Source organism: Vibrio sp. R15-SG3-ISO1B (assembly GCF_059833835.1).
Genome location: NZ_JCBDGG010000005.1, coordinates 15,774 through 36,167, shown reverse-complemented (window position 1 = coordinate 36,167; position 20,394 = coordinate 15,774). Strand labels below are relative to the sequence as shown.

At 50.2% G+C, this 20,394-nt stretch carries 25 protein-coding genes and 9 tRNA genes; 24 read left to right on the top strand and 10 right to left on the bottom strand.

Features of this window, described 5'->3' with window-relative positions:
* Position 1: 1 nt before the first annotated feature.
* The 6 genes from proC (at position 2) to hemW (ending at position 4,066) form a co-directional block, all read left to right on the top strand.
* A complete protein-coding gene (gene proC / locus AC6R0S_RS01410) occupies positions 2-820 on the top strand; it encodes a pyrroline-5-carboxylate reductase (protein WP_500629335.1) in 819 nt (272 codons plus the stop codon).
* A gap of 50 nt (positions 821-870) precedes the next feature.
* Entirely contained in the window at positions 871-1,428 is a 558-nt protein-coding gene (locus tag AC6R0S_RS01405) for a YggT family protein (RefSeq protein ID WP_334568339.1), read from the top strand.
* Positions 1,428-1,718, top strand: a complete 291-nt coding sequence (gene yggU, locus AC6R0S_RS01400) for a DUF167 family protein YggU (RefSeq protein ID WP_500637062.1) — start codon at positions 1,428-1,430, stop codon at positions 1,716-1,718. The genes AC6R0S_RS01405 and yggU overlap by 1 nt, the downstream gene beginning before the upstream one ends.
* A gap of 95 nt (positions 1,719-1,813) precedes the next feature.
* Positions 1,814-2,245, top strand: a complete 432-nt coding sequence (locus AC6R0S_RS01395; protein ID WP_500627760.1) for a DUF4426 domain-containing protein — start codon at positions 1,814-1,816, stop codon at positions 2,243-2,245.
* Between the two features lie 24 nt (positions 2,246-2,269).
* Positions 2,270-2,869 carry an XTP/dITP diphosphatase gene (locus AC6R0S_RS01390; protein ID WP_500627761.1) on the top strand — a complete coding sequence of 200 codons (600 nt, stop codon included), beginning with the start codon at positions 2,270-2,272 and terminating at the stop codon, positions 2,867-2,869.
* An 18-nt stretch (positions 2,870-2,887) separates the two neighbouring features.
* Positions 2,888-4,066: a radical SAM family heme chaperone HemW gene (gene hemW, locus AC6R0S_RS01385; protein ID WP_500637061.1), complete on the top strand. Its 1,179-nt coding sequence runs from the start codon at positions 2,888-2,890 to the stop codon at positions 4,064-4,066.
* A gap of 52 nt (positions 4,067-4,118) precedes the next feature.
* Here the strand turns inward: hemW and glsB are convergent, their stop codons facing one another.
* Both glsB and trmB read right to left on the bottom strand, forming a co-directional pair.
* A complete protein-coding gene (gene glsB, locus AC6R0S_RS01380; RefSeq protein ID WP_334568335.1) occupies positions 4,119-5,039 on the bottom strand; it encodes a glutaminase B in 921 nt (306 codons plus the stop codon).
* Positions 5,040-5,116: 77 nt separating this feature from the next.
* A complete protein-coding gene (trmB, locus tag AC6R0S_RS01375) occupies positions 5,117-5,836 on the bottom strand; it encodes a tRNA (guanosine(46)-N7)-methyltransferase TrmB (RefSeq protein ID WP_334568334.1) in 720 nt (239 codons plus the stop codon).
* Positions 5,837-6,064: 228 nt separating this feature from the next.
* Between trmB and mutY the strand changes: the two genes are divergently transcribed.
* The 12 genes from mutY to AC6R0S_RS01315 all read left to right on the top strand — a co-directional run bounded on the left by mutY (position 6,065) and on the right by AC6R0S_RS01315 (position 10,180).
* Entirely contained in the window at positions 6,065-7,141 is a 1,077-nt protein-coding gene (mutY, locus tag AC6R0S_RS01370; RefSeq protein ID WP_500637060.1) for an A/G-specific adenine glycosylase, read from the top strand.
* Positions 7,138-7,410, top strand: coding sequence for an oxidative damage protection protein (locus tag AC6R0S_RS01365; protein WP_138971437.1), 273 nt, complete (start codon positions 7,138-7,140; stop codon positions 7,408-7,410). Before mutY ends, AC6R0S_RS01365 begins: the two co-directional genes overlap by 4 nt.
* Before the next feature lie 55 nt (positions 7,411-7,465).
* On the top strand, positions 7,466-8,620 hold the full coding sequence (mltC, locus tag AC6R0S_RS01360) for a membrane-bound lytic murein transglycosylase MltC (RefSeq protein ID WP_500631425.1): 1,155 nt from the start codon (positions 7,466-7,468) through the stop codon (positions 8,618-8,620).
* A gap of 103 nt (positions 8,621-8,723) precedes the next feature.
* Positions 8,724-8,799: transfer RNA gene (locus AC6R0S_RS01355), tRNA-Phe, on the top strand.
* 164 nt (positions 8,800-8,963) lie between these two features.
* Positions 8,964-9,039: transfer RNA gene (locus AC6R0S_RS01350), tRNA-Thr, on the top strand.
* A gap of 7 nt (positions 9,040-9,046) precedes the next feature.
* A tRNA-Phe gene (locus tag AC6R0S_RS01345) sits at positions 9,047-9,122 on the top strand.
* Between the two features lie 38 nt (positions 9,123-9,160).
* A tRNA-Asn gene (locus tag AC6R0S_RS01340) sits at positions 9,161-9,236 on the top strand.
* Positions 9,237-9,635: 399 nt separating this feature from the next.
* Positions 9,636-9,711 (top strand) — tRNA-Phe (locus tag AC6R0S_RS01335).
* Positions 9,712-9,771: 60 nt separating this feature from the next.
* Positions 9,772-9,847, top strand: a tRNA-Thr gene (locus AC6R0S_RS01330).
* A gap of 27 nt (positions 9,848-9,874) precedes the next feature.
* Positions 9,875-9,950 (top strand) — tRNA-Asn (locus AC6R0S_RS01325).
* Positions 9,951-9,983: 33 nt separating this feature from the next.
* A tRNA-Thr gene (locus AC6R0S_RS01320) sits at positions 9,984-10,059 on the top strand.
* 45 nt (positions 10,060-10,104) lie between these two features.
* Positions 10,105-10,180: transfer RNA gene (locus AC6R0S_RS01315), tRNA-Asn, on the top strand.
* 110 nt (positions 10,181-10,290) lie between these two features.
* Here AC6R0S_RS01315 and AC6R0S_RS01310 read toward each other — a convergent pair.
* The 8 genes from AC6R0S_RS01310 to mlaF all read right to left on the bottom strand — a co-directional run bounded on the left by AC6R0S_RS01310 (position 10,291) and on the right by mlaF (position 15,725).
* Entirely contained in the window at positions 10,291-11,031 is a 741-nt protein-coding gene (locus AC6R0S_RS01310; protein WP_487903521.1) for a 1-acylglycerol-3-phosphate O-acyltransferase, read from the bottom strand.
* 122 nt (positions 11,032-11,153) lie between these two features.
* Positions 11,154-12,413 (bottom strand): UDP-N-acetylglucosamine 1-carboxyvinyltransferase, encoded by a 1,260-nt coding sequence (murA, locus tag AC6R0S_RS01305; protein WP_500633834.1) that lies wholly within the window; start codon positions 12,411-12,413, stop codon positions 11,154-11,156.
* A gap of 9 nt (positions 12,414-12,422) precedes the next feature.
* The gene (gene ibaG / locus AC6R0S_RS01300) at positions 12,423-12,677 is read right to left on the bottom strand and encodes a BolA family iron metabolism protein IbaG (protein WP_487903523.1); all 255 of its coding nucleotides are present in this window, start codon (positions 12,675-12,677) and stop codon (positions 12,423-12,425) included.
* A gap of 14 nt (positions 12,678-12,691) precedes the next feature.
* Positions 12,692-13,000 (bottom strand): STAS domain-containing protein, encoded by a 309-nt coding sequence (locus AC6R0S_RS01295; protein ID WP_500637059.1) that lies wholly within the window; start codon positions 12,998-13,000, stop codon positions 12,692-12,694.
* Complete coding sequence (locus tag AC6R0S_RS01290; protein WP_500637058.1) at positions 13,000-13,638, bottom strand: ABC transporter substrate-binding protein; 639 nt, start codon at positions 13,636-13,638, stop codon at positions 13,000-13,002. Before AC6R0S_RS01290 ends, AC6R0S_RS01295 begins: the two co-directional genes overlap by 1 nt.
* Before the next feature lie 10 nt (positions 13,639-13,648).
* The gene (gene mlaD / locus AC6R0S_RS01285; protein WP_334553477.1) at positions 13,649-14,137 is read right to left on the bottom strand and encodes an outer membrane lipid asymmetry maintenance protein MlaD; all 489 of its coding nucleotides are present in this window, start codon (positions 14,135-14,137) and stop codon (positions 13,649-13,651) included.
* A gap of 2 nt (positions 14,138-14,139) precedes the next feature.
* Entirely contained in the window at positions 14,140-14,928 is a 789-nt protein-coding gene (mlaE, locus tag AC6R0S_RS01280) for a lipid asymmetry maintenance ABC transporter permease subunit MlaE (RefSeq protein WP_334553475.1), read from the bottom strand.
* Positions 14,928-15,725 carry a phospholipid ABC transporter ATP-binding protein MlaF gene (gene mlaF / locus AC6R0S_RS01275; RefSeq protein ID WP_334553473.1) on the bottom strand — a complete coding sequence of 266 codons (798 nt, stop codon included), beginning with the start codon at positions 15,723-15,725 and terminating at the stop codon, positions 14,928-14,930. Before mlaF ends, mlaE begins: the two co-directional genes overlap by 1 nt.
* 241 nt (positions 15,726-15,966) lie before the next feature.
* On the opposite strand from mlaF, the gene AC6R0S_RS01270 reads away from it, so the two are divergent.
* From AC6R0S_RS01270 to lptB, 6 genes are all read left to right on the top strand, one after another.
* Complete coding sequence (locus AC6R0S_RS01270) at positions 15,967-16,932, top strand: calcium/sodium antiporter (RefSeq protein WP_334553471.1); 966 nt, start codon at positions 15,967-15,969, stop codon at positions 16,930-16,932.
* 16 nt (positions 16,933-16,948) lie between these two features.
* On the top strand, positions 16,949-17,914 hold the full coding sequence (locus AC6R0S_RS01265) for a KpsF/GutQ family sugar-phosphate isomerase (RefSeq protein WP_500633837.1): 966 nt from the start codon (positions 16,949-16,951) through the stop codon (positions 17,912-17,914).
* Positions 17,914-18,471: a 3-deoxy-manno-octulosonate-8-phosphatase KdsC gene (gene kdsC, locus AC6R0S_RS01260; protein WP_500627770.1), complete on the top strand. Its 558-nt coding sequence runs from the start codon at positions 17,914-17,916 to the stop codon at positions 18,469-18,471. The genes AC6R0S_RS01265 and kdsC overlap by 1 nt, the downstream gene beginning before the upstream one ends.
* Complete coding sequence (gene lptC, locus AC6R0S_RS01255; protein ID WP_500633838.1) at positions 18,468-19,031, top strand: LPS export ABC transporter periplasmic protein LptC; 564 nt, start codon at positions 18,468-18,470, stop codon at positions 19,029-19,031. Before kdsC ends, lptC begins: the two co-directional genes overlap by 4 nt.
* Positions 19,012-19,509 carry a lipopolysaccharide transport periplasmic protein LptA gene (gene lptA, locus AC6R0S_RS01250; RefSeq protein WP_500627772.1) on the top strand — a complete coding sequence of 166 codons (498 nt, stop codon included), beginning with the start codon at positions 19,012-19,014 and terminating at the stop codon, positions 19,507-19,509. The genes lptC and lptA overlap by 20 nt, the downstream gene beginning before the upstream one ends.
* 120 nt (positions 19,510-19,629) lie before the next feature.
* Complete coding sequence (lptB, locus tag AC6R0S_RS01245; RefSeq protein ID WP_500631417.1) at positions 19,630-20,355, top strand: LPS export ABC transporter ATP-binding protein; 726 nt, start codon at positions 19,630-19,632, stop codon at positions 20,353-20,355.
* Positions 20,356-20,394: the final 39 nt, after the last annotated feature.

The following is a 20,394-nucleotide window of genomic DNA, read 5'->3' as shown; positions in this document are numbered from 1 at the left end:
CATGGAACAGAAGAAGATTGCCTTTATTGGCGCAGGAAATATGGTTCGCGCTATCGTTGCTGGCCTTGTCGCCGATGGTTACCCAGCATCACTGATTACCGCGACCGCGCCGTCAACCACGCGCCGCTTGCCACTGGAAGAGACCTATGGCATTCACACCACCAGCGACAATATTCAAGCAGCAAACGATGCGGATGTGGTGGTTCTTTCGGTCAAGCCACAAATGATGGAAGCGGTCTGTCAGCCACTACAGGGCATCGACTTTTCCAACAAACTGGTCATTTCTATTGCCGCAGGCATTCATTGCCAACGCCTACAAGAGATGCTCGCCACAAAGGCGCCACTGGTGCGTGTTATGCCAAACACACCATCGCAACTAGGCAAAGGGATGAGCGGTCTCTACGCGCCAGAGAGCGTCAGTGATAGCGACAAAGCCTTTGCTGAGCAGCTGATGAGCGCAGTGGGCCGCTGCTGTTGGGTAGAGCAAGAGTCCGGCATCAACAACATCATTGCCGCCGCAGGCAGCGCGCCGGCGTACTTCTTCCTATTTATGGAAGCGATGCAGCAAGAGGCGATGGCTCAAGGATTTGACAAAGAGACCGCCAGATTGCTCGTCCAGCAATCGGCATTGGGCGCGGCTGAGATGGTGGTCGCCAACCCAGATATTGAACTATCGACACTGCGCGAGCAGGTGACCTCCAAAGGTGGTACTACCGCAGAAGCGCTGCGTACATTCAACGAACACCAACTTTCCGCTATAGTAGCCAAAGCAATGCAAGCTGCGGTCAGCCGTGCGAAAGAGATGGAAACACTGTTTTAAAGTTCTGTTTTAACAGCCCGAGCCTTGGCTCGACGAAGTAAGGTTACCCTATGAATTCAATGAGTTTTTTGATTTCCACACTGTTCGACCTCTACATTATGGTCGTCATTTTGCGGATCTGGTTACAGGCGGCGCGCGCCGATTTCTATAACCCCTTCTCGCAATTTATCGTTAAAGCGACACAACCGGTCGTTGCGCCGCTGCGCCGCGTGATCCCATCGGTAGGCAGCATTGATCTCGCCACCGTGCTATTTGCTTACGTGTTGTGCGTTTTGAAGTTTGTCGCGTTGATTTTGATTGCCTCAGGCGGCTCCGTCACCTTCAGTGCCGACTTCCTGTTCCTTGGCTTGCTCTCTTTGCTCAAAGCCGCGGGCAGCTTACTGTTCTGGGTTCTACTGATCCGCGCGATTTTGAGCTGGGTCAGCCAAGGCCGCAGCCCAATTGAGTACGTGTTCCATCAGTTGACTGAACCCATGTTGGCGCCGATTCGCCGCATTCTTCCAGCCATGGGCGGCTTTGATTTGAGCGTACTGGTGCTGTTTATCGTGCTGCAGTTTGCTAACTTCCTGATGGGTGACATCATTGGCCCTATTTGGTATCAGCTCTAATGGCACTCGCGGCTTGGCTAGAGGGCAGCGATCTGGTGCTGCGCCTCTATATCCAACCTAAAGCGAGCCGCGATAGTCTCGTCGGGCTGCATGGTGATGAATTAAAAGTCGCCATTACCGCCCCTCCAGTAGACGGTAAAGCCAATGCGCATCTCACTAAATATCTTGCCAAGCAATGCAAAGTGGCCAAGGGCATGGTGGCGATAGAAAAAGGTGAATTGGGCCGCCACAAACAAGTGCGTATCGCCGATGCCAAGCAGATACCACCCGTTATCCAAGCCATCCTCTAGGGTGGCTTACTTTTACGCTCAAGCCTCTTTCTGCCCGGCCATGTAAGGAGATCATGTCTACCAGGCATGAAAAACAATCATTAAAAGGAATGCTCATGAAAGCTCGCTTTTACCTACTTCTACTCGCTCTGCTGTCACTCCCTAGCGCCGCCGAGCAGTTCAAAACCATCAAAGACATCGAAGTGCACTACTCCGCCTTCAATTCGACCTTTTTGACCCCAGCGGTGGCGCGCAGCTACCAGCTCAAACGCAACGGCTACTCGGCTATCCTCAATATCAGTGTGCTCGACAACTCAGCAGCCGGCAAACCGGCTATCAAGGCTGCGGTCAGCGGTCAGGCCAAAAACCTGATTGGCCAAAGCAAAACATTGGCGTTCCGCGAAATAGTAGAAGGCGAAGCGATTTACTATATCGCCGAGTTTCCAATCAGCAATGAAGAAACCTTGTCGTTCACGATTGATGTTAATGCTGGCATTAAAGGCACAGGACCAGTAAAGTTCAGCCAAAAATTTTATGTCGAAGAGTAAGACGATAGAGAGAGCGAGAGAAGTATGAAGAAAATCGTATTAGCCACGGGCAATCAAGGTAAAGTCCGCGAAATGGCGGATCTGTTGTCTGAATTTGGCTTTGATGTGGTCGCACAAAGTGACTATGCGGTATCAGAAGTGGCCGAGACAGGCACCACCTTTATCGAAAACGCCATCATCAAGGCGCGCCACGCCGCGAAAGAGACGGGGCTGGCCGCCATTGCCGATGACTCAGGTCTTGAAGTCGATTACCTACAAGGCGCGCCGGGCATTTATTCTGCGCGTTATGCCGGAGAAGGTGCCAGCGATCAGCAGAACTTAGAAAAGCTGCTCGCGGCGATGGAGAATGTTCCAGAAACGCAGCGCACGGCGCGCTTTCATTGTGTTTTGGTCCTGATGCGTCATCACCAAGATCCTACTCCGATCGTCTGTCATGGCGTGTGGGAAGGGCGCATTTTGACTGAGCCTCAAGGTGAACATGGCTTTGGCTACGATCCGATTTTCTTTGTTTCAGAAGAACAGTGCGCCAGCGCGCAGCTTGAACCCGCACGCAAAAAGCAGCTATCGCACCGCGGTAAAGCGCTTAAGCAGCTCTTTGCTCAGCTATCACAACAGCCGCTGTAACCGCTCATGTCAACGTTCATGACCAAGCTAACGCCTCCGAATCTCAGTCTCTATGTCCACATCCCTTGGTGTGTACAAAAGTGCCCGTACTGCGATTTTAACTCCCATGCACTCAAGGATACGATTCCTGAAGCGCAATACATTGATGCCCTGCTTGAGGATCTCGACAGCGATATTGAGCGCTACCAGCTCAATGCTAACCCGCGGCCTTTGCACTCGATTTTCATCGGTGGCGGCACGCCAAGCTTGATTTCGCCTCAGGGCATTGAGCGCATGCTCTCTGGTATTCGTGCGCGCATTGCGTTTAAAGATGACATTGAGATCACCATGGAAGCCAACCCTGGCACGATAGAGGCTGAGCGCTTTGGCGGATACCAAGTTGCAGGAGTGACCCGCATCTCGATTGGCGTGCAGAGTTTTGCGGCCGAGAAACTCCAACGATTGGGCCGTATTCACGGCGAGCAAGAAGCCGTCAACGCAGCGAAACTTGCGCATACCATAGGCTTAAACAGCTTTAATCTCGATTTGATGCACGGCTTGCCGGATCAATCAGTCCAAGAGGCATTGTCCGATCTTGAACAAGCCATCGAGCTCAATCCTCCGCACCTCTCTTGGTATCAGCTGACGATTGAGCCCAACACCCTATTCTACTCCAAACCACCCGTACTGCCGGATGACGATGCGCTGTGGGATATTTTCGAGCTGGGCCATCAAAAGCTCACTCAAGCAGGCTACGTGCAGTATGAAATCTCTGGCTACAGTAAGCCGGGCTATGAGTGTCAGCACAACCTCAACTACTGGCGCTTTGGCGATTACCTTGGCATTGGTTGTGGCAGCGCTGGGAAGATAAGCTTTGCCGATGGTCGCATTGTGCGGACCACGAAAATCAAACACCCCAAAGGGTACTTGGCGGCGTATCAGAACCTCACCAAGCCCTACATATCTGATGAGCATCAAGTCGAGCACAAAGAGCGTCCTTTTGAGTTCTTTATGAACCGTTTTCGCTTGCTTGAAGCGTGTCCGAAGCAAGACTTCATCGACACCACTAGCTTAGCGCTAGACGTGATCGCGCCAACCATGAACTGGGCGGTTGAAAAAGGCTATATCGATGAGAGCGTAACAAGCTGGCAAGTCACCGAGAAAGGCAAATTGTTTCTCAATGACCTGCTCGCAGCGTTTATGGATGAGAGTGAATAAGGGCGCGCGACAGGCCAACCTGTGCCCTAATAAGCACCAGTGAAAGCAAGCACTAAAAAATAGAGCGCCCGATACGCTGAGAAAACAACTCAAGGGCGCGAGTGCCCGCTAATGAGTTGCCAGAGGCGTCTAGCTCTGGTGACCACACTGCGATGGTCATCTCACCAGGAATCACCGCGACAATGCCACCGCCAACGCCCGATTTACCCGGCATCCCCACTCGATAGGCAAACTCGCCCGCGCCATCATAGAGACCACACGTCGCCAGTAGCGCATTGAGCTGCTTAGTTTGTGTCGGCGTGATGACCGGCTTTTGTGTTTGCACTGAGGTGCCTTTGTTGGCCAGGTAACTGAAGGTTTTCGCCAAGTCGACGCAACTCATTTTCAACGCACAAGCGTGAAAATAGTTGTTCAGCACCGGGATGACCTCGTTTTCAAAGTTGCCAAATGAGCGCATCAAATACGCGATCGCCGCATTGCGGTCACTGTGCATCATCTCTGATGCGGCCACCACTTTGTCATAGCAAATATGAGTATCACCGGATAACTGACGCACAAACTCCAGCAGCCTCTGCCTGGGCGCTGAAAGGCGCGAACTGAGCAGATCCGCCACCACAATAGCGCCAGCGTTAATAAACGGGTTACGTGGAATGCCCTGCTCCATCTCAAGCTGAATCAAAGAGTTGAACGCCTGACCAGACGGTTCTTTCCCCACACGGCGCCAGATCTCTTCTGGCTGATAGAGACACATGGCTAACGTTAAGCTGAGCGCTTTCGAAATCGATTGAATCGAAAAGGGCTCATCGACATCCCCCGCTTTAAACACCTCACCTTGGTTAGTGAAAACGGCCATGCCCAGTTTGTCTGCGGGCACTCTCGCCAGCGCGGGAATGTAGTTCGCGACCTTGCCCTTACCAATCAGTGGGCGCACCTCATCGAGAATGCTCGCTAGCATGTCATTGGTCGGTGTCATTGCAAAACCTCAATCAGTTCAACGAAAAAAGCCAACATGAATCATGTCGGCTTTTGTGACTCTACGTGGCGCTTAGATTAGCCAACGCGCTTGTATTTAATGTCCCAAACGCCGTGGCCTAAACGATGGCCTCGGGCTTCAAATTTGGTGAGAGGGCGCTCGTCAGGACGAGGAACAAAATCGCCCTCTGTGGCGATATTCTCATAGCCCGGCGCTTGATTCATCACCTCAATCATGTGCTGCGCGTAGTTCTCCCAATCTGTCGCCATATGGAAGATGCCTTCGCCTTCAATCAGCTTTTTGCGCACCATCTCAGCAAACTCAAGCTGAACGATACGGCGCTTATGGTGACGCTTCTTATGCCATGGGTCTGGGAAAAAGAGTTGCAGCGTCGCCAGACTGCTGTCTGGGATCATGTGCTCAAACACTTCAACCGCATCGTGACACATGACGCGAAGGTTGCTGATGCCTGCGTCACGCGCATCCGATAGACACGCACCCACTCCTGGGCTGTGTACTTCAATACCGATAAAGTTCTTTTCAGGGGCATTCTTGGCCATTTCGACCAAAGAGGCGCCCATGCCAAAACCAATTTCTAGCACAACAGGGTTATCATTGCCGAACACCTCACGCCAATTGAGTCGCTCCGCTTTGTAATCGATGCCCATGGTCGGCCAGCACTCTTTCATCGCATTCTCTTGACCTTTGGTCAAACGACCTTCGCGACGAACAAAGCTTCTTACTTTGCGTATCAGTTTACCGTCTTCGTTGTACTCGTTGGTGGTCACTTCACTCATGATTCTGCCTGTCTAAAAATTGGTCTCGCCTCAAAGGGATTGTGATTATCCAAAGAATCGCCACTGGTGCAAGTGTTTTACGCGAACAAAGCGACAATTGCTCAAGCGCCTCAACACAACTCTAAGCTCAACCATGAGCTCAACATATCCCTACAGATTGTCGGTTGCACTCAAGGCGTGTTCTGTGGTGCAATTTTGCTCCATAAATCATAGAACACAGAGCAAGTCGTGACGCCTTATGCAACCGCCATCTTAGAGTGGTATGACGCCTATGGTCGCAAAAACCTTCCATGGCAACAGAATAAAACCGCCTACAGTGTTTGGCTGTCGGAGATCATGCTCCAGCAGACCCAAGTCGCTACGGTTATCCCATATTACCAGCGTTTTTTGGCGCGCTTTCCGACGGTGACCGCGCTTGCTGATGCGCCGCAAGACGAAGTGCTGCATCTATGGACTGGGCTCGGCTATTACGCCAGAGCGCGCAATTTGCACAAAGCCGCTCAAATCGTTCGTGACCAGTACCAAGGCGAGTTTCCACAACAGATTGAACAACTCAACGCCCTACCCGGCATTGGCCGCTCCACTGCGGCGGCGATTTTGTCCTCTGTGTACAAACAGCCACATGCGATCTTAGATGGCAACGTCAAACGCACTCTCGCACGCTGTTTTGCCGTAGAAGGTTGGCCGGGGCAAAAACGGGTCGAAAATCAGCTCTGGTCCTTTGCCTGTGAACACACACCAAGCCGCGACGTAGACAAGTACAACCAAGCCATGATGGACATGGGCGCGATGGTCTGCACGCGCAGCAAACCAAAATGTTCACTCTGCCCTGTCTCCACCTTCTGCGCGGCCTACAAACAGGGCAATCCGCTAGATTACCCGGGCAAAAAGCCGAAGAAAGAGAAACCGGTCAAAGAGACCTGGTTTGTGATCTTGCATCACAACCAACAGGTGTGGCTCGAGCAGCGCCCACAGTCGGGCATTTGGGGCGGTTTGTACTGTTTTCCTGAACACAACAACGCTGCTATCGAACCATCACTCGACACCCGAGGCGTACTGCCAAGCAGCATTGTCGACCAACAACCACTGATCGCGTTTCGCCACACCTTCAGTCACTATCACCTCGATATCACGCCAATTTTGGTAGACGTATCAAAGCAACCCGATAGGATAATGGAAGGCAGCAAAGGTCTTTGGTATAACTTATCTCAACCTGTAGAAGTCGGTTTGGCCGCTCCCGTGAAGCAATTGCTGGAGAGCTTACCGTCAGAACTACGCAGCATTCGATCAAAGGAGTCGTTATGAGCCGCACGGTATTTTGTGCTCGACTACAAAAAGAAGCCGATGGACTGGATTTCCAGCTCTACCCAGGCGAACTAGGTAAACGTATTTTTGACAACATCTCAAAAGAGGCATGGGCGCAGTGGCAACACAAACAAACCATGCTGATCAATGAAAAGAAGCTCAACATGATGGATCCTGAGCACCGTAAATTGATCGAAACCGAGATGGTCAACTTCCTGTTTGAAGGCAAAGAGGTCCATATCGAGGGATACACGCCACCGAGCGAATAACAGCAGCCTTTAAAGACACCCCATTAAGAGCGGGTGTCTTTTTTTTGAGAGAGATATGAAGAAGTTAGCTTACTTTGGCCCAGTTATATCCTTGAGCCTAGCCGTGGTCTTAACGGGTTGTAGCCGCGAATTTGTTGAAAGCCTTTATGACGTCAACTACGAGCCCACCAACCGTTTCGCCAAAAATCTGGCTGAGTTGCCTGGTCAATTTGAGAAAGACACCGCCGCACTGGAGTCGCTCATATCCAGTTTCTCTGGCAACATCGAAAAACGCTGGGGCCGCGCGGAAGTCAAATTCGCCGGTAAAAGTAACTACGTCAAATACATCGACAACTATCTAAGTCGTTCAGAAGTGAACTTCGATAAAGGACTGATCACGGTTGAAACCGTCTCTCCAACCGATCCTAAAGGCCACTTAAAAAACGCCATCGTCACCACACTGCTCACGCCCGATGATCCCGCGAACGTCGATCTCTTCTCCTCTAAAGGAATCAAACTCGAAGGTCAGCCGTTTCTTTATCGCCAAGTGGTCGACCAAGACAACAAAGCGATTCAGTGGTCATGGCGCGCGAATCGCTTCGCCGATTACCTCATTGCCAATCACCTAAAAGTCAAAGATGTCGACTTCAAAAAAGCCTACTACGTTGAAATTCCAATGGTGGAAGAGCAAATTGAGATCCGCAGCTATCAGTACGCCGATATTGTCCGCCGCGCATCGAAAAAATATGACATTCCAGAAGATCTTATCTACGCCATCATTAAAACCGAAAGTAGCTTTAATCCTTATGCGGTGAGTTGGGCCAACGCGTATGGCCTGATGCAGGTCGTGCCGAAAACTGCAGGGCGCGATGTGTTTCAACTGGTGAAAAAGAAATCCGGCCAACCGACGCCGGAGTATCTGTTTAATCCTGAAAACAACATAGATACGGGTACCGCCTACTTCTACATTCTCAAAAATCGCTACTTGAAAGACGTTCGCCATCCGACATCGCTCGAATACAGCATGATTTCTGCCTACAACGGTGGCACCGGGGGCGTACTCAACACTTTTGATCGCAACGACAGGAAACGGGCAATGCGTGACCTCAATGCCCTACAGCCAAATCAGGTCTACTGGGCGCTGACGAAAAAGCATCCCAACGCAGAAGCGCGTCGTTACCTAGAGAAAGTAACAAATTTCAAAAAAGCCTTTAACTCGGGGAGAACCTAATGTGCCAAAACGGCTAAATTGTCGGCACTTAACCACTTTTTTGTTTTTTTTTCCAAAAACAAGTTGACGCGAAGACGGAAAATCCGTTTAATAGCGCTCCGTCGCCCGGATAGCTCAGTCGGTAGAGCAGAGGATTGAAAATCCTCGTGTCGGTGGTTCGATTCCGCCTCCGGGCACCATATTTAAGGTGTTTGAAGTAAGACGAATGCAAAGATAATTGCTCTGCAATTATGTGTCGGTGAACTAGCCGTCCGCGTTCGATTCCATCTCCGGGCACCACAATTTAATTGTTGGTGTCTTAATAAAATATTAATACACAAGCAAAGCACAAAGAATACAGTGTGCCGACTTAGCTCAGTAGGTAGAGCAACTGACTTGTAATCAGTAGGTCACCAGTTCGATTCCGGTAGTCGGCACCATTCTTTTGCCTCGATAGCTCAGTCGGTAGAGCAGAGGATTGAAAATCCTCGTGTCGGTGGTTCGATTCCGCCTCGAGGCACCATTATTTGGTGTCATGTTTATACGCGATACACGAATAATTCCTCCTTAGCTCAGTTGGTAGAGCGACGGACTGTTAATCCGCAGGTCGCTGGTTCGAGCCCAGCAGGAGGAGCCACATCAGAGCCTCAGTCGAAAGACTGGGGCTTTTTTGTATCGACACCTTTATCGTTTCAGTACAAATATAGATTGCCTCCATCTCGCTTTTGGAGCTCCCGTGCTAAACGGTACAGCGCATATCACTCCACGGAGCAGAGAGTCAGAATCTAGGTAAGCAAGTTTAACGTTAAACACTAATCCATACGATAAGTAACAAAAAGCACGCTTTAACGCGTGCTTTTTCCTCTCTGTTATCACTCTTTGTTCTTTTCCACCCGGCTTTATACGCCAAGCGTTATGGTTCAAATCAGCAAAATGGGCAAAAACAGCCCACTAAGTATAGAAAAGCAACAAACGATATTTTTTTTGCAATTTGATGTTGACCTCAAACACGAAAAGTCTTTTAATACACCCCGTCGCCCGGATAGCTCAGTCGGTAGAGCAGAGGATTGAAAATCCTCGTGTCGGTGGTTCGATTCCGCCTCCGGGCACCACAATTTGATTGTTGGTGTCTAAGACAATTAAACATCAGCAAAGCGCAAAGAATACAGTGTGCCGACTTAGCTCAGTAGGTAGAGCAACTGACTTGTAATCAGTAGGTCACCAGTTCGATTCCGGTAGTCGGCACCATTTATTCTTTATCGCAAACGAGATAATTCCTCCTTAGCTCAGTTGGTAGAGCGACGGACTGTTAATCCGCAGGTCGCTGGTTCGAGCCCAGCAGGAGGAGCCAATATCATTAACGAGCTTAGCTTGTTAATCCGGCGCCGACTTAGCTCAGTAGGTAGAGCAACTGACTTGTAATCAGTAGGTCACCAGTTCGATTCCGGTAGTCGGCACCATTTCTTTATTAGAGCTCTGTTCATAAAGAAGCGTAAAAAGATAATTCCTCCTTAGCTCAGTTGGTAGAGCGACGGACTGTTAATCCGCAGGTCGCTGGTTCGAGCCCAGCAGGAGGAGCCACTTTTAAAGCCAAGTCGAAAGACTTGGCTTTTTTGTGTCTCTATAAATCAAACAAAAAAGCAGCGACTCTAGGTCACTGCTCATATTCGACTTTGCGGTCGTGGGTTGAATTAGGCTTTCACACCCTCTTGCTGATTCAGCATCGCCACTTCATTATCGAGCTCTTCTAGCTTTTTCGCCATCTGCTCGCGGCATAGCGTTGCCAATTCTCGCACATTCTCTTTGCCATACCCTTCGGTAGAGACCGGTGGCAGCATTTCTACAATGACATGACCGTTGTTCCAACGATTGAGCTTCAAGCCACTGGTTGAGCTGCACACAATAGGAATGATCGGTAATTTCGCTCCCACAGCGGCGTGAAAGGCACCGGTTTTAAATGGCAGTAGGCCACGGCCACGTGAGCGCGTTCCTTCAGGGAACATCCATACAGAGACATCGCTGCTGTTCATGCTATCGACCACTTGATCAATGGTACCTTTCGCTTTCGAGCGGTTCGCACGGTCAATCAGGATATTACCGGTCAACCAGTACAGCTGACCAAACAGTGGCATCCACGCGAGGCTCTTCTTACCCACAGTGACCACTTTTGGTGTCACCGCCGAAGAGACAGTGAACAAATCCCAGTTGTTCTGGTGGTTGGCAATGTAGATATGTTGACCGCGTTGGTAGGCATCGTCTGGAATGCGCAGTTCTAGCTTGATACCAAACACACTCGACATTTTGCCAAACAGGCGACCGAAGGTGAAAACATGTTTAGGGTTGCGAGGACTTAACAAGCAATAGCCGCAACCAAAAATAAACATAACAATTGCAAAAAGCGCAACAGCCAATACACGAAGTAGTGCAATCATTGTGGTTCTCCAAGAACACTATGAACTAAAAACTAGCTCGACTCTAACTGATCTCACCCTTATAAAAAAGCCGAAACTCCCGTTTCGGCTTACTATTGTCGGCAAGAGACTATGACAAGACGTTAATCGCGAAAGCGCTCAATCTTGGCGCCTAGCGCTGTCAACTTGTCTTCGATTTTGTCGTAACCACGATCGATGTGGTAAATACGGTCAACGATGGTTTCGCCTTGGGCAATGCAGCCGGCGATAACCAGACTGGCAGAAGCGCGCAAATCCGTCGCCATCACTTGAGCGCCGCTCAGCGAGGTCACATCACCGCAAATAACGGTATTGCCTTCGATCTCGGCTTTCGCGCCCATACGCATTAATTCAGGCACATGCATAAAGCGGTTTTCAAAGATGGTTTCCGTGATCACACCACCACCCTTCGCCATCATGTTCAGCAAAGTGAACTGCGCCTGCATGTCGGTTGGGAACCCTGGATGTGGTGCAGTGCGAATCGACACGGCTTTAAGCTCGCGCCCAGTCATATCCACGGAAATCCAATCGTCTCCCGTTTCAACCAAGGCCCCCGCCTCTTCCAGTTTCGCCAGTACCGCTTCAAGCAAGTACGCATTGGTGTTGCGACACACCACTTTACCTCCCGATACGGCGGCAGCTACAAGGAAGGTCCCCGTTTCAATGCGATCGGCCACCACAGAGTGCTGACCGCCACCTAAGCGCTCAACCCCTTCAATCGTGATGGTGTCCGTACCTGCACCAGAAATTTTTGCGCCCAGCTTATTCAAAAACTCAGCCGTATCAACAATCTCTGGTTCACGCGCGGCGTTATCTAATACGGTTTTGCCATCTGCCAAGGTCGCAGCGCACATGATGGTGATGGTTGCGCCCACGCTCACTTTATCCATCACGATATGCGCGCCTTTAAGGCGACCATCAACGTGCGCTTTCACGTAACCGTCTTCTAGAGTGATCGTTGCGCCTAGTTGCTCTAAACCGTGGATATGCAAATCCACAGGACGAGCACCTATTGCACAGCCACCAGGCAGCGAGACTTGGCCTTGACCAAAACGTGCCACCAGCGGGCCAAGCGCCCAAATCGATGCGCGCATGGTTTTCACCAAGTCATACGGCGCGCAGTACTCTGTGATGCAGCTTGGGTCGACATGGACACTGCCATTGCGCTCAACCTTAGCGCCAAGGCGCTTAAGCAGCTCCATAGTAGTATCGATGTCACGTAACTTGGGAACATTCGATACTTCAACAGGCTCCTCGGCCAAAATAGAGGCAAACAAAATCGGCAAAGCCGCGTTTTTGGCGCCTGAAATGGTGACTTCACCAACGAGAGGTTGCTTAGACCCCGTTACTCGAAACTTTTCCATGACTAAACCTTATAGTGACATCAACTTCTTATCACGAGCCCACTCTTGCGGCGTAAAGGCTTTGATAGAAACAGCGTGAATGTCATTTCTTTGGATGTATTCCATGAGAGGAGCATAAATTAGCTGCTGTTTTTTAACGCGGCTCATGCCATCAAAACACGCATCAACGGCCACCACTTCATAGTGGCTGCCCTCTCCTTTAACGTGTATTTCTTCCAGGTTTAGTGCGTTATTTAAAATCTGTTGTACTTGTGCGCTATCCACGATCCACCCCGGTATTAATTTTTAATGTGTCCAGCCAGCTCCTTGCGGATATTACTCAATTGAAAAAGGGTATTGAGTTCCACTGGTACGAAGCTGAGCATTATATGACAGTTTTGTTTTTTTGCATGCTCAATTAGGTGAATTAGCATCACCATTCCGGCAGAATCGATACGATTAACCGCTTTTAATGACCATTCTACGTTCTGCGCCTGAGGTTGCCACTGCTGTAATGTGTGCCAAAGTGCAGGTACGCTGTCTCTATTCAATTGGCCAGACAGTTCACAGCATTCGGCGGACAACGACTGCCATGTCGCCCCGCTCATTACGACTTGTTCTCGTAGCGAATCGGCGTTTTCGCCAGTGTTTGCAGCTCCTGTGCGACGGCAAGAATTCCTTCTTGGCGCAGCTTGCCACTCCACTCAGATTGTTTGCTCGACAGCATGCTGATGCCTTCCGCAATCATGTCAAAGGCACTCCACTCACCACTCGATTTGTCTCTACGCAATTTGAACTCAAGCTTGATGTTCGGTCTTGGCGAATCAATGATGTCGAGCTTCACGCCAGTAATGGTGCGGCTGTTATCCACACGACCTTCAGGTTCAAATTCAATCGTCTGGTCGGTGTATTGGGTCAGCACTTGCGCGTAAGAGGCGACAATATAAGCGCGAAAAGCGTCGATAAACACCAACACGTCCTCACGCTTCGCCCCTTTTAAATTTGGCCCTAGCAGCTTGAGCGCCGCGTATTTTTCATCCACATACGGCATCAACTCTTGTTCTACGATGAGCTTCAATCTTTCTGGCTCTTGCTGAATTTGCGCCTGCTCCGCTTTGAGACGCGCAAAGGTTTGATCCGACACCTGAACCATCATTTGATACGGGTCTTGCCTGTTGACCTCTTTTGCTCCAACCGAAACACTGGCAATAACCAATGCGAGAGTAAGCACTAACTTTCTAAACATCCTTTTCTCCTTACTCTGCCTGTTTGTCAGAGTCACTGCCAAAGCTATATAGCACTTGGCCAATCAAATCTTCCAATACCAAGGCTGACTTGGTGTCTTCAATATAATCGCCGTCCACCAGCATCTGCTCATCATCAAAGACAAATCCAGGCGTCAAACCAATATACTGTTCGCCAATCAAACCTGAGGTGAGAATTTTAAGGCTCGATGTCTCCGGAAACTGATCAAACTGGCGGCTAATCGACAAGGTGACCACCGGCAGCAGTGACTCAGGGTTAAGCTCAATTTTCGCCACGCGTCCAATCACTACCCCGCCCACTTTCACCGGCGAACGCACCTTCAAGCTGCCGATGTTGTCAAACTCGGCTTTGAGCGTGTAAGTGTCACCAGAACCGAGTCCTTTAACGTCAGCGACTTGAAAAATCATCACTAAGATTGCGCAAATTCCGGCAAGGACAAAGCTGCCGACCCATAATTCTGTCTTTCGTGTTTGTTGCATGATTAATTCCCAAACATCAATGCGGTGAGTACGAAGTCTAGCCCCAGTACCGCGAGTGAAGAGTGCACGACGGTGCGTGTCGTCGCTTGGCTGATCCCGGCCGAAGTCGGCACGGCATCATAGCCATTAAACAGCGCTATCCAGGTCACTGTGATAGCGAATACAAAACTTTTGATGAAGCTGTTACCTATGTCTTGACCTAACTCAACCGACGCCTGCATCGCCGACCAAAAGCTGCCGTGATCAATCCCTTTCCAATCAACGCCGACCAGTTGCCCGCCCCAGATGCCGACCGCCATAAATATCATCGTCAGCAGCGGCATAGAAATCACCCCGGCCCAAAAGCGTGGCGCAATCACTCGTTTCAGCGGATCGACCGCCATCATTTCCATGCTCGATAATTGCTCGGTGGCTTTCATCAAACCGATCTCTGCGGTCAATGCTGAGCCCGCTCGCCCGGCAAACAGCAGCGCCGTCACCACAGGGCCAAGCTCTCGCAGTAGCGACAACGCCACCATCTGGCCGAGTGCGCCCTCCGCGCCAAAATCCACCAAGATAACGTAGCCCTGCAAACTCAGTACCATGCCGATAAATAGCCCCGACAAGACAATAATGATCAGCGATTGCACACCGACGCTATAAAGCTGCTTAACCAATAACGGCAAGTGTTTGACGGGCTGAGGGCGAGCGATGATCGCGCCCGCCAACATCAAACTCGAGCGACCAAAGGCACTCGCGATAGCTAAGCTGCGTTGCCCGATATGAGCGATGACATTGACCAAATCCGACATTAGGAGAACAGCTCCTTTGCGATGGGTTGAGAGGGATAACGAAACGGCACAGGGCCATCGGCCTGGCCAAGCAGAAACTGCTGCACTTGTGGATCCGGATTATCACGCAGTTGCTGTGGCGACCCTGACGCAATCACTTGCCCATTGGCCATTAAGTACACCTTATCAGCAATGCTCATCACCTCAGGGACATCGTGTGAGACCACAATAGCGGTGATCCCAAGTGCGTGGTTAAGACTGCGAATCAGCTCCACCAGCACGCCCATGGTGATTGGATCTTGGCCAACGAAAGGCTCATCAAACATGATGAGCTCTGGGTCTAGCGCAATAGCGCGAGCCAGCGCAGCGCGGCGTGCCATCCCACCGGAGAGCTCGCTTGGCATTAACTCGGCTGCCCCGCGCAGGCCAACAGCTTCCAGCTTAAGCAGCACCAAAGTGCGAATCATGGCTTCGTCGAGTTCGGTATGTTCACGCAGCGGAAATGCCACGTTGTCAAACACGGTTAAGTCGGTGAACAGTGCGCCCGATTGAAACAGCATGCTCATTTTTTTACGCTCTCGATAGAGCTTGTTGCGACTGAGGGTAGGAATATTGTGACCGTCAAACCACACCTCACCGCTGTCTGGGTAGAGTTGACCGCCGATCAACCTGAGTAAGGTCGTTTTACCAATCCCTGATGGGCCCATGATGGCTGTGACCTTGCCTTTCGGCACGCTGAGATCGACATTGTCGAAGATCTTGCGCGTCCCTCGAGAGAAGGTAAGCTTCTGGATAGTAACCAAATCTTCTTCTGGCATAACGAACCCGTTGATATCCCTATTGATGCGCAATCATAAGCAGATTAATGACGAATTTAAAGCCACATAGCGTGAATTGTGAGTGACTCTTTCTTTATTAATTTAACGACAAAAATAATTAAATTACGAATTTCACAACAAAATGAACATGAAAATTCTCCTTTTACCGCTTCCCTTTTAAACGGCAAAGCGTCAAAATTGACGGTTAAATTCTCACGTTGTCTACTGTTTAGGGATTATCATGCTTGAAGCGATTGCGTTTCTCATCGTCGGGTTAGTGTTGCTTGTTTGGAGTGCGGACAAACTGGTGTTTGGCTCCGCCGCGCTGGCTCGAAACTTCGGTATTTCTCCGTTGGTTATCGGTATGACAATCTTGGCGATGGGCTCCTCAGCACCGGAAATGATGGTCTCGGCAACCGCCGCCCTTGAAGGTAAAACCGATACCGCGGTGGGCAACGTACTAGGCTCGAATATCGCCAACATCGCACTGATTCTCGGCATCACAGCGCTCATTAAACCTCTCTCCATCAGTTCAGCCGTTATTCGACGTGAGTTACCACTGATGGTGGGCGTTACCGTCCTAGCGGGTGTCCTGCTCTGGGATAACCATTTAGGCTTTTATGAAGGCGCGCTACTGTTTGTGCTGTTTGCTGCCTTTATTGTGGCGATGTTGCAAATAAGCCGCAGCGAAAAACAAAAAGGCGACGCACTACTGGAAGAGCAAGAGTCTGAAGTGCCTGAAGGGGTGAGTAACCTCAAAGCGGGCATCTGGGTTGTGGTCGGTTTAATTTTGCTGCCCATCGCGGCCGACACTTTGGTCGATAACGCGGTGGTCATCGCCCAATACTTTGGCATGAGCGATCTGGTCATCGGCCTGACCATCATTGCTGTCGGCACCAGTCTTCCTGAGCTCGCCGCCTCACTGGCTGGCGTCATGAAAGGGGAAGATGACATGGCGGTCGGTAACATCATCGGCTCAAACGTATTCAATATTCTTGCGGTCATGGGCATCCCTGGCATTCTTAACCCATCCATGCTCAGCGAGTATGCAATGGGACGTGATTTTTGGGTCATGCTCGGCGTATCACTCTTATTGGTCGCGATGGCGCTGGGTAAATCACGCAGCATCAATCGATTAGAAGGTGGCGTGCTGTTTTTCTGCTTTATCGCCTACCAGACTTATCTCGTGATGAACATGGCCGCTTAACCTTTTGGAGTTTTGTATGTACGACTACCGCAGCGCCGCGCTCGAGGTGCTGAACACTGAAATTGATGCACTCAAGCAGCTCGACCAATACTTCAATGACGATTTTGCCAAGGCGTGCGATCTCATTTTGAACAACCGTGATGGCAAAGTGGTCGTAATGGGGATTGGCAAATCTGGCCATATTGGCAATAAAATTGCCGCCACGCTGGCGAGCACAGGCACATCGGCGTTTTTCGTCCACCCAGGCGAAGCCGCGCATGGCGATCTCGGCATGATTGACCCAAATGATATCGTGCTGGCTATTTCAAATTCCGGCGAATCTTCAGAAATCCTAGGCCTTTTCCCAGTGCTTAAGCGCCTAAACATCAAAATCATCAGCATGACCGGCAAGCCAGAATCCAACATGGCTAAGCTGTCTGATTTGCATTTGCAAATCACGGTGCCAAAAGAAGCTTGCCCACTCGGTTTAGCGCCTACTTCGAGCACCACGGCAACGCTGGTGATGGGCGATGCACTGGCGGTTGCCATGCTCCAAGCACGCGGCTTTACCGCCGAAGATTTTGCGCTCTCCCACCCAGGCGGCGCTTTGGGTCGCAAGCTACTGCTGAAACTGTCAGACATCATGCACACCGGCGATCAACTGCCTTTGGTGACGCCAACCACAGTGATTCGCGATGCTCTCTTGGTCATCAGCGAGAAAGGATTGGGCATGACGGCTGTGGTCGATGAAGCGCAAAAACTGGTGGGCATTTTCACCGATGGTGATTTACGTCGTATTCTCGATAAACGTATTGATATCCACACCGCATTAATCGGTGATGTCATGACCACACACCCGACGACGGCCAGCCCGGACATTCTGGCCGCAGAAGGTCTGGCTTTGATGCAAAACAAAAGCATCAATGGCCTGATTTTATGTCAAGACCAACGCGTCGTGGGCGCACTGAATATGCACGATTTATTGAAAGCGGGAGTGATGTAATGTCTGCGATGATTGACACTCTTTACCAACCCGTGGAACCGAATCTGTTTGCGATTGCCAAACAGATTAAACTGCTTATTTGCGATGTCGATGGGGTGTTTTCTGACGGCCTGATTTACATGGGTAATCAGGGCGAAGAACTCAAAACCTTTCACACTCGCGATGGCTATGGCGTCAAGTCCTTGATGAATGCAGGCATTGAGATTGCCATTATTACCGGGCGCCGCTCTGCGATTGTCGAAAATCGCATGAAAGCACTGGGAATTACGCTAATCTATCAAGGCCAAGATGACAAACTTAAGGCATACCAAGACATTTGCGACAAGCTCAACATTGCACCTGAGCATACCGGTTACATTGGTGATGATTTGATTGATTGGCCAGTTATGGATAAAGTCGCGCTCAAAGTGTGCGTGGCGGATGGTCACCCATTGCTAGCTCAGCGCGCCAATTATGTCACAGCTATTCGTGGCGGACATGGCGCCGTGCGTGAGGTGTGCGACCTGATCCTTCAAGCACGCGATGAACTGGATACTCACAAAGGTTTGAGTATATGACACTAACCCGTATTGGCTATCTACTCTTGCTACTTGTTGTCGCCATCAGTGCTTACACTCTGATCAACAAGCAGCAAAGTTATGATATTCAAGTTGATCCGGACACAGAACTGCCCATGTTCAGTGGTCAAGGCTTAGAAAATACCTCATACAATGAACAAGGGATTCGCAGCTATGTGATCACGTCTGCTCATTTGGATCACTTCGCGCAAAGCGGCGATACCGTTTTTCAAAGCCCTGTGCTAAAAGTCTATCGAGACGGCACAGTGCAAGAGTGGGAAGTCACCGCAAAACGTGGTGTCCTCACCAAAGATCATGTATTGACTCTGTATGAAGACGTTCTGACCACCAACTTATTGCCAGACTCTGGCTTTGACACTCTGTCCACTGACACCATGAGTATTCAATTGGACAACCGAGATTTTTGGGCTGACAACCAAGTCACTTTAGTCGGCCCACAGTTTGAAACAGTAGGGCAAGCCATGAAAGGCAACTTTGCAGATAACAACGCAACCCTCTACAAACACGTACAAGGTAGATATGAAACTCTCACACCTTAGTCTGATTTCCTGCTTGTTACTGACAAGCAACGCCATGGCCCTCTCAACCGACCGAGATCAGCCCGTATACATTGACTCTGACAGTCAACAGCTCGATATGCAGAGTAACCAAGTCACCTTCCTCGGCGATGTGAAGCTCAAGCAAGGCAGCATCAATATCAACGCCGATAAAGTGGTAGTGACTCGAGATCCTGCCGATGGTTCCATTCAAGAGATTGAAGGGTATGGGGATTTAGCGACGTTTTCCCAGTTGACCGACGATGGTAAAACCCTTTACGGTGAAGCGAAAGAGCTCTACTACAAGATGAGCGATGATCAACTGACGATGATTGACCAAGCGATGCTATCTCAAGACGACAGCGTGATTCGCGGCAGCAAAATTCGCTATAAAATCTCTTCACAGAAGTTGATTGCAGACGGCAAAGAGAAAGGCGACCGCGTGTCGACGGTTCTTCAGCCACAAACGGTACAAGAGTAACGAGCTAAAACGTCGCGATCACTCGCGAAAGCATCACTAAAGCGAAACGTAGCTATTTCGATACGTAACTATATCGATACGTAACTACAGCGATACGAAACCATAGCGACACAAAAAATTATGGCGATATTAAAAGCGCAAAACTTAGCGAAAACCTACGGCAATCGAACCGTCGTGACCGACGTCAGCCTGCAAGTCGAATCGGGCCAAATCGTCGGGTTGCTCGGCCCGAACGGCGCGGGTAAAACCACCTCCTTCTACATGATCGTAGGGTTAGTGGCTCGTGACGAAGGCTCTATCAGCATTGATGACAACGATATCAGTATTTTGCCGATGCACAGCCGCTCTCGCATGGGCATTGGTTACCTGCCTCAAGAAGCGTCGATTTTTCGTAAGTTGTCGGTCGAGGACAACATCATGGCGGTACTTGAGACACGTGAAGAGTTGACCCGTGAGCAGCGCCAAGACCGCTTGGAAGATTTACTTGAAGAATTCCACATTCAGCACATTCGACACAGTGCGGGTATGGCATTATCAGGGGGAGAACGTCGCCGAGTTGAAATCGCGCGAGCATTAGCGGCCAATCCACAGTTCATTTTGTTGGATGAACCCTTTGCTGGGGTCGACCCCATTTCCGTTATCGACATCAAGAAAATCATTGAACACCTCAGGGATAGAGGTCTCGGTGTCTTGATCACTGACCACAACGTTCGAGAAACACTGGATGTGTGTGAAAAGGCATACATCGTTAGCCAAGGCCATCTGATTGCAGAGGGCACACCGAGCGAAGTGTTGAACAACGAGCAGGTGAAACAAGTTTATCTTGGTGAACAATTCCGTCTATGATTACAGTAAGTAACAGAGATAATAATAGGACGAACAAGA

Bases quoted from the DNA above. Each gene is read 5' to 3' on its own strand.
- mltC (WP_500631425.1), top strand. From the start codon at position 7,466: ATGAAGAAGTTAGCTTACTTTGGCCCAGTTATATCCTTGAGCCTAGCC.
- lptC (WP_500633838.1), top strand. From the start codon at position 18,468: ATGACACTAACCCGTATTGGCTATCTACTCTTGCTACTTGTTGTCGCC.
- mlaE (WP_334553475.1), bottom strand. From the start codon at position 14,928: ATGTCGGATTTGGTCAATGTCATCGCTCATATCGGGCAACGCAGCTTA.
- trmB (WP_334568334.1), bottom strand. From the start codon at position 5,836: ATGAGTGAAGTGACCACCAACGAGTACAACGAAGACGGTAAACTGATA.
- AC6R0S_RS01290 (WP_500637058.1), bottom strand. From the start codon at position 13,638: ATGTTTAGAAAGTTAGTGCTTACTCTCGCATTGGTTATTGCCAGTGTT.
- AC6R0S_RS01405 (WP_334568339.1), top strand. From the start codon at position 871: ATGAATTCAATGAGTTTTTTGATTTCCACACTGTTCGACCTCTACATT.
- AC6R0S_RS01310 (WP_487903521.1), bottom strand. From the start codon at position 11,031: ATGATTGCACTACTTCGTGTATTGGCTGTTGCGCTTTTTGCAATTGTT.
- AC6R0S_RS01295 (WP_500637059.1), bottom strand. From the start codon at position 13,000: ATGAGCGGGGCGACATGGCAGTCGTTGTCCGCCGAATGCTGTGAACTG.
- AC6R0S_RS01270 (WP_334553471.1), top strand. From the start codon at position 15,967: ATGCTTGAAGCGATTGCGTTTCTCATCGTCGGGTTAGTGTTGCTTGTT.
- kdsC (WP_500627770.1), top strand. From the start codon at position 17,914: ATGTCTGCGATGATTGACACTCTTTACCAACCCGTGGAACCGAATCTG.
- proC (WP_500629335.1), top strand. From the start codon at position 2: ATGGAACAGAAGAAGATTGCCTTTATTGGCGCAGGAAATATGGTTCGC.
- mlaD (WP_334553477.1), bottom strand. From the start codon at position 14,137: ATGCAACAAACACGAAAGACAGAATTATGGGTCGGCAGCTTTGTCCTT.
- AC6R0S_RS01390 (WP_500627761.1), top strand. From the start codon at position 2,270: ATGAAGAAAATCGTATTAGCCACGGGCAATCAAGGTAAAGTCCGCGAA.
- lptA (WP_500627772.1), top strand. From the start codon at position 19,012: ATGAAACTCTCACACCTTAGTCTGATTTCCTGCTTGTTACTGACAAGC.
- AC6R0S_RS01395 (WP_500627760.1), top strand. From the start codon at position 1,814: ATGAAAGCTCGCTTTTACCTACTTCTACTCGCTCTGCTGTCACTCCCT.
- AC6R0S_RS01265 (WP_500633837.1), top strand. From the start codon at position 16,949: ATGTACGACTACCGCAGCGCCGCGCTCGAGGTGCTGAACACTGAAATT.
- hemW (WP_500637061.1), top strand. From the start codon at position 2,888: ATGACCAAGCTAACGCCTCCGAATCTCAGTCTCTATGTCCACATCCCT.
- mlaF (WP_334553473.1), bottom strand. From the start codon at position 15,725: ATGCCAGAAGAAGATTTGGTTACTATCCAGAAGCTTACCTTCTCTCGA.
- yggU (WP_500637062.1), top strand. From the start codon at position 1,428: ATGGCACTCGCGGCTTGGCTAGAGGGCAGCGATCTGGTGCTGCGCCTC.
- lptB (WP_500631417.1), top strand. From the start codon at position 19,630: ATGGCGATATTAAAAGCGCAAAACTTAGCGAAAACCTACGGCAATCGA.
- glsB (WP_334568335.1), bottom strand. From the start codon at position 5,039: ATGACACCGACCAATGACATGCTAGCGAGCATTCTCGATGAGGTGCGC.
- AC6R0S_RS01365 (WP_138971437.1), top strand. From the start codon at position 7,138: ATGAGCCGCACGGTATTTTGTGCTCGACTACAAAAAGAAGCCGATGGA.
- murA (WP_500633834.1), bottom strand. From the start codon at position 12,413: ATGGAAAAGTTTCGAGTAACGGGGTCTAAGCAACCTCTCGTTGGTGAA.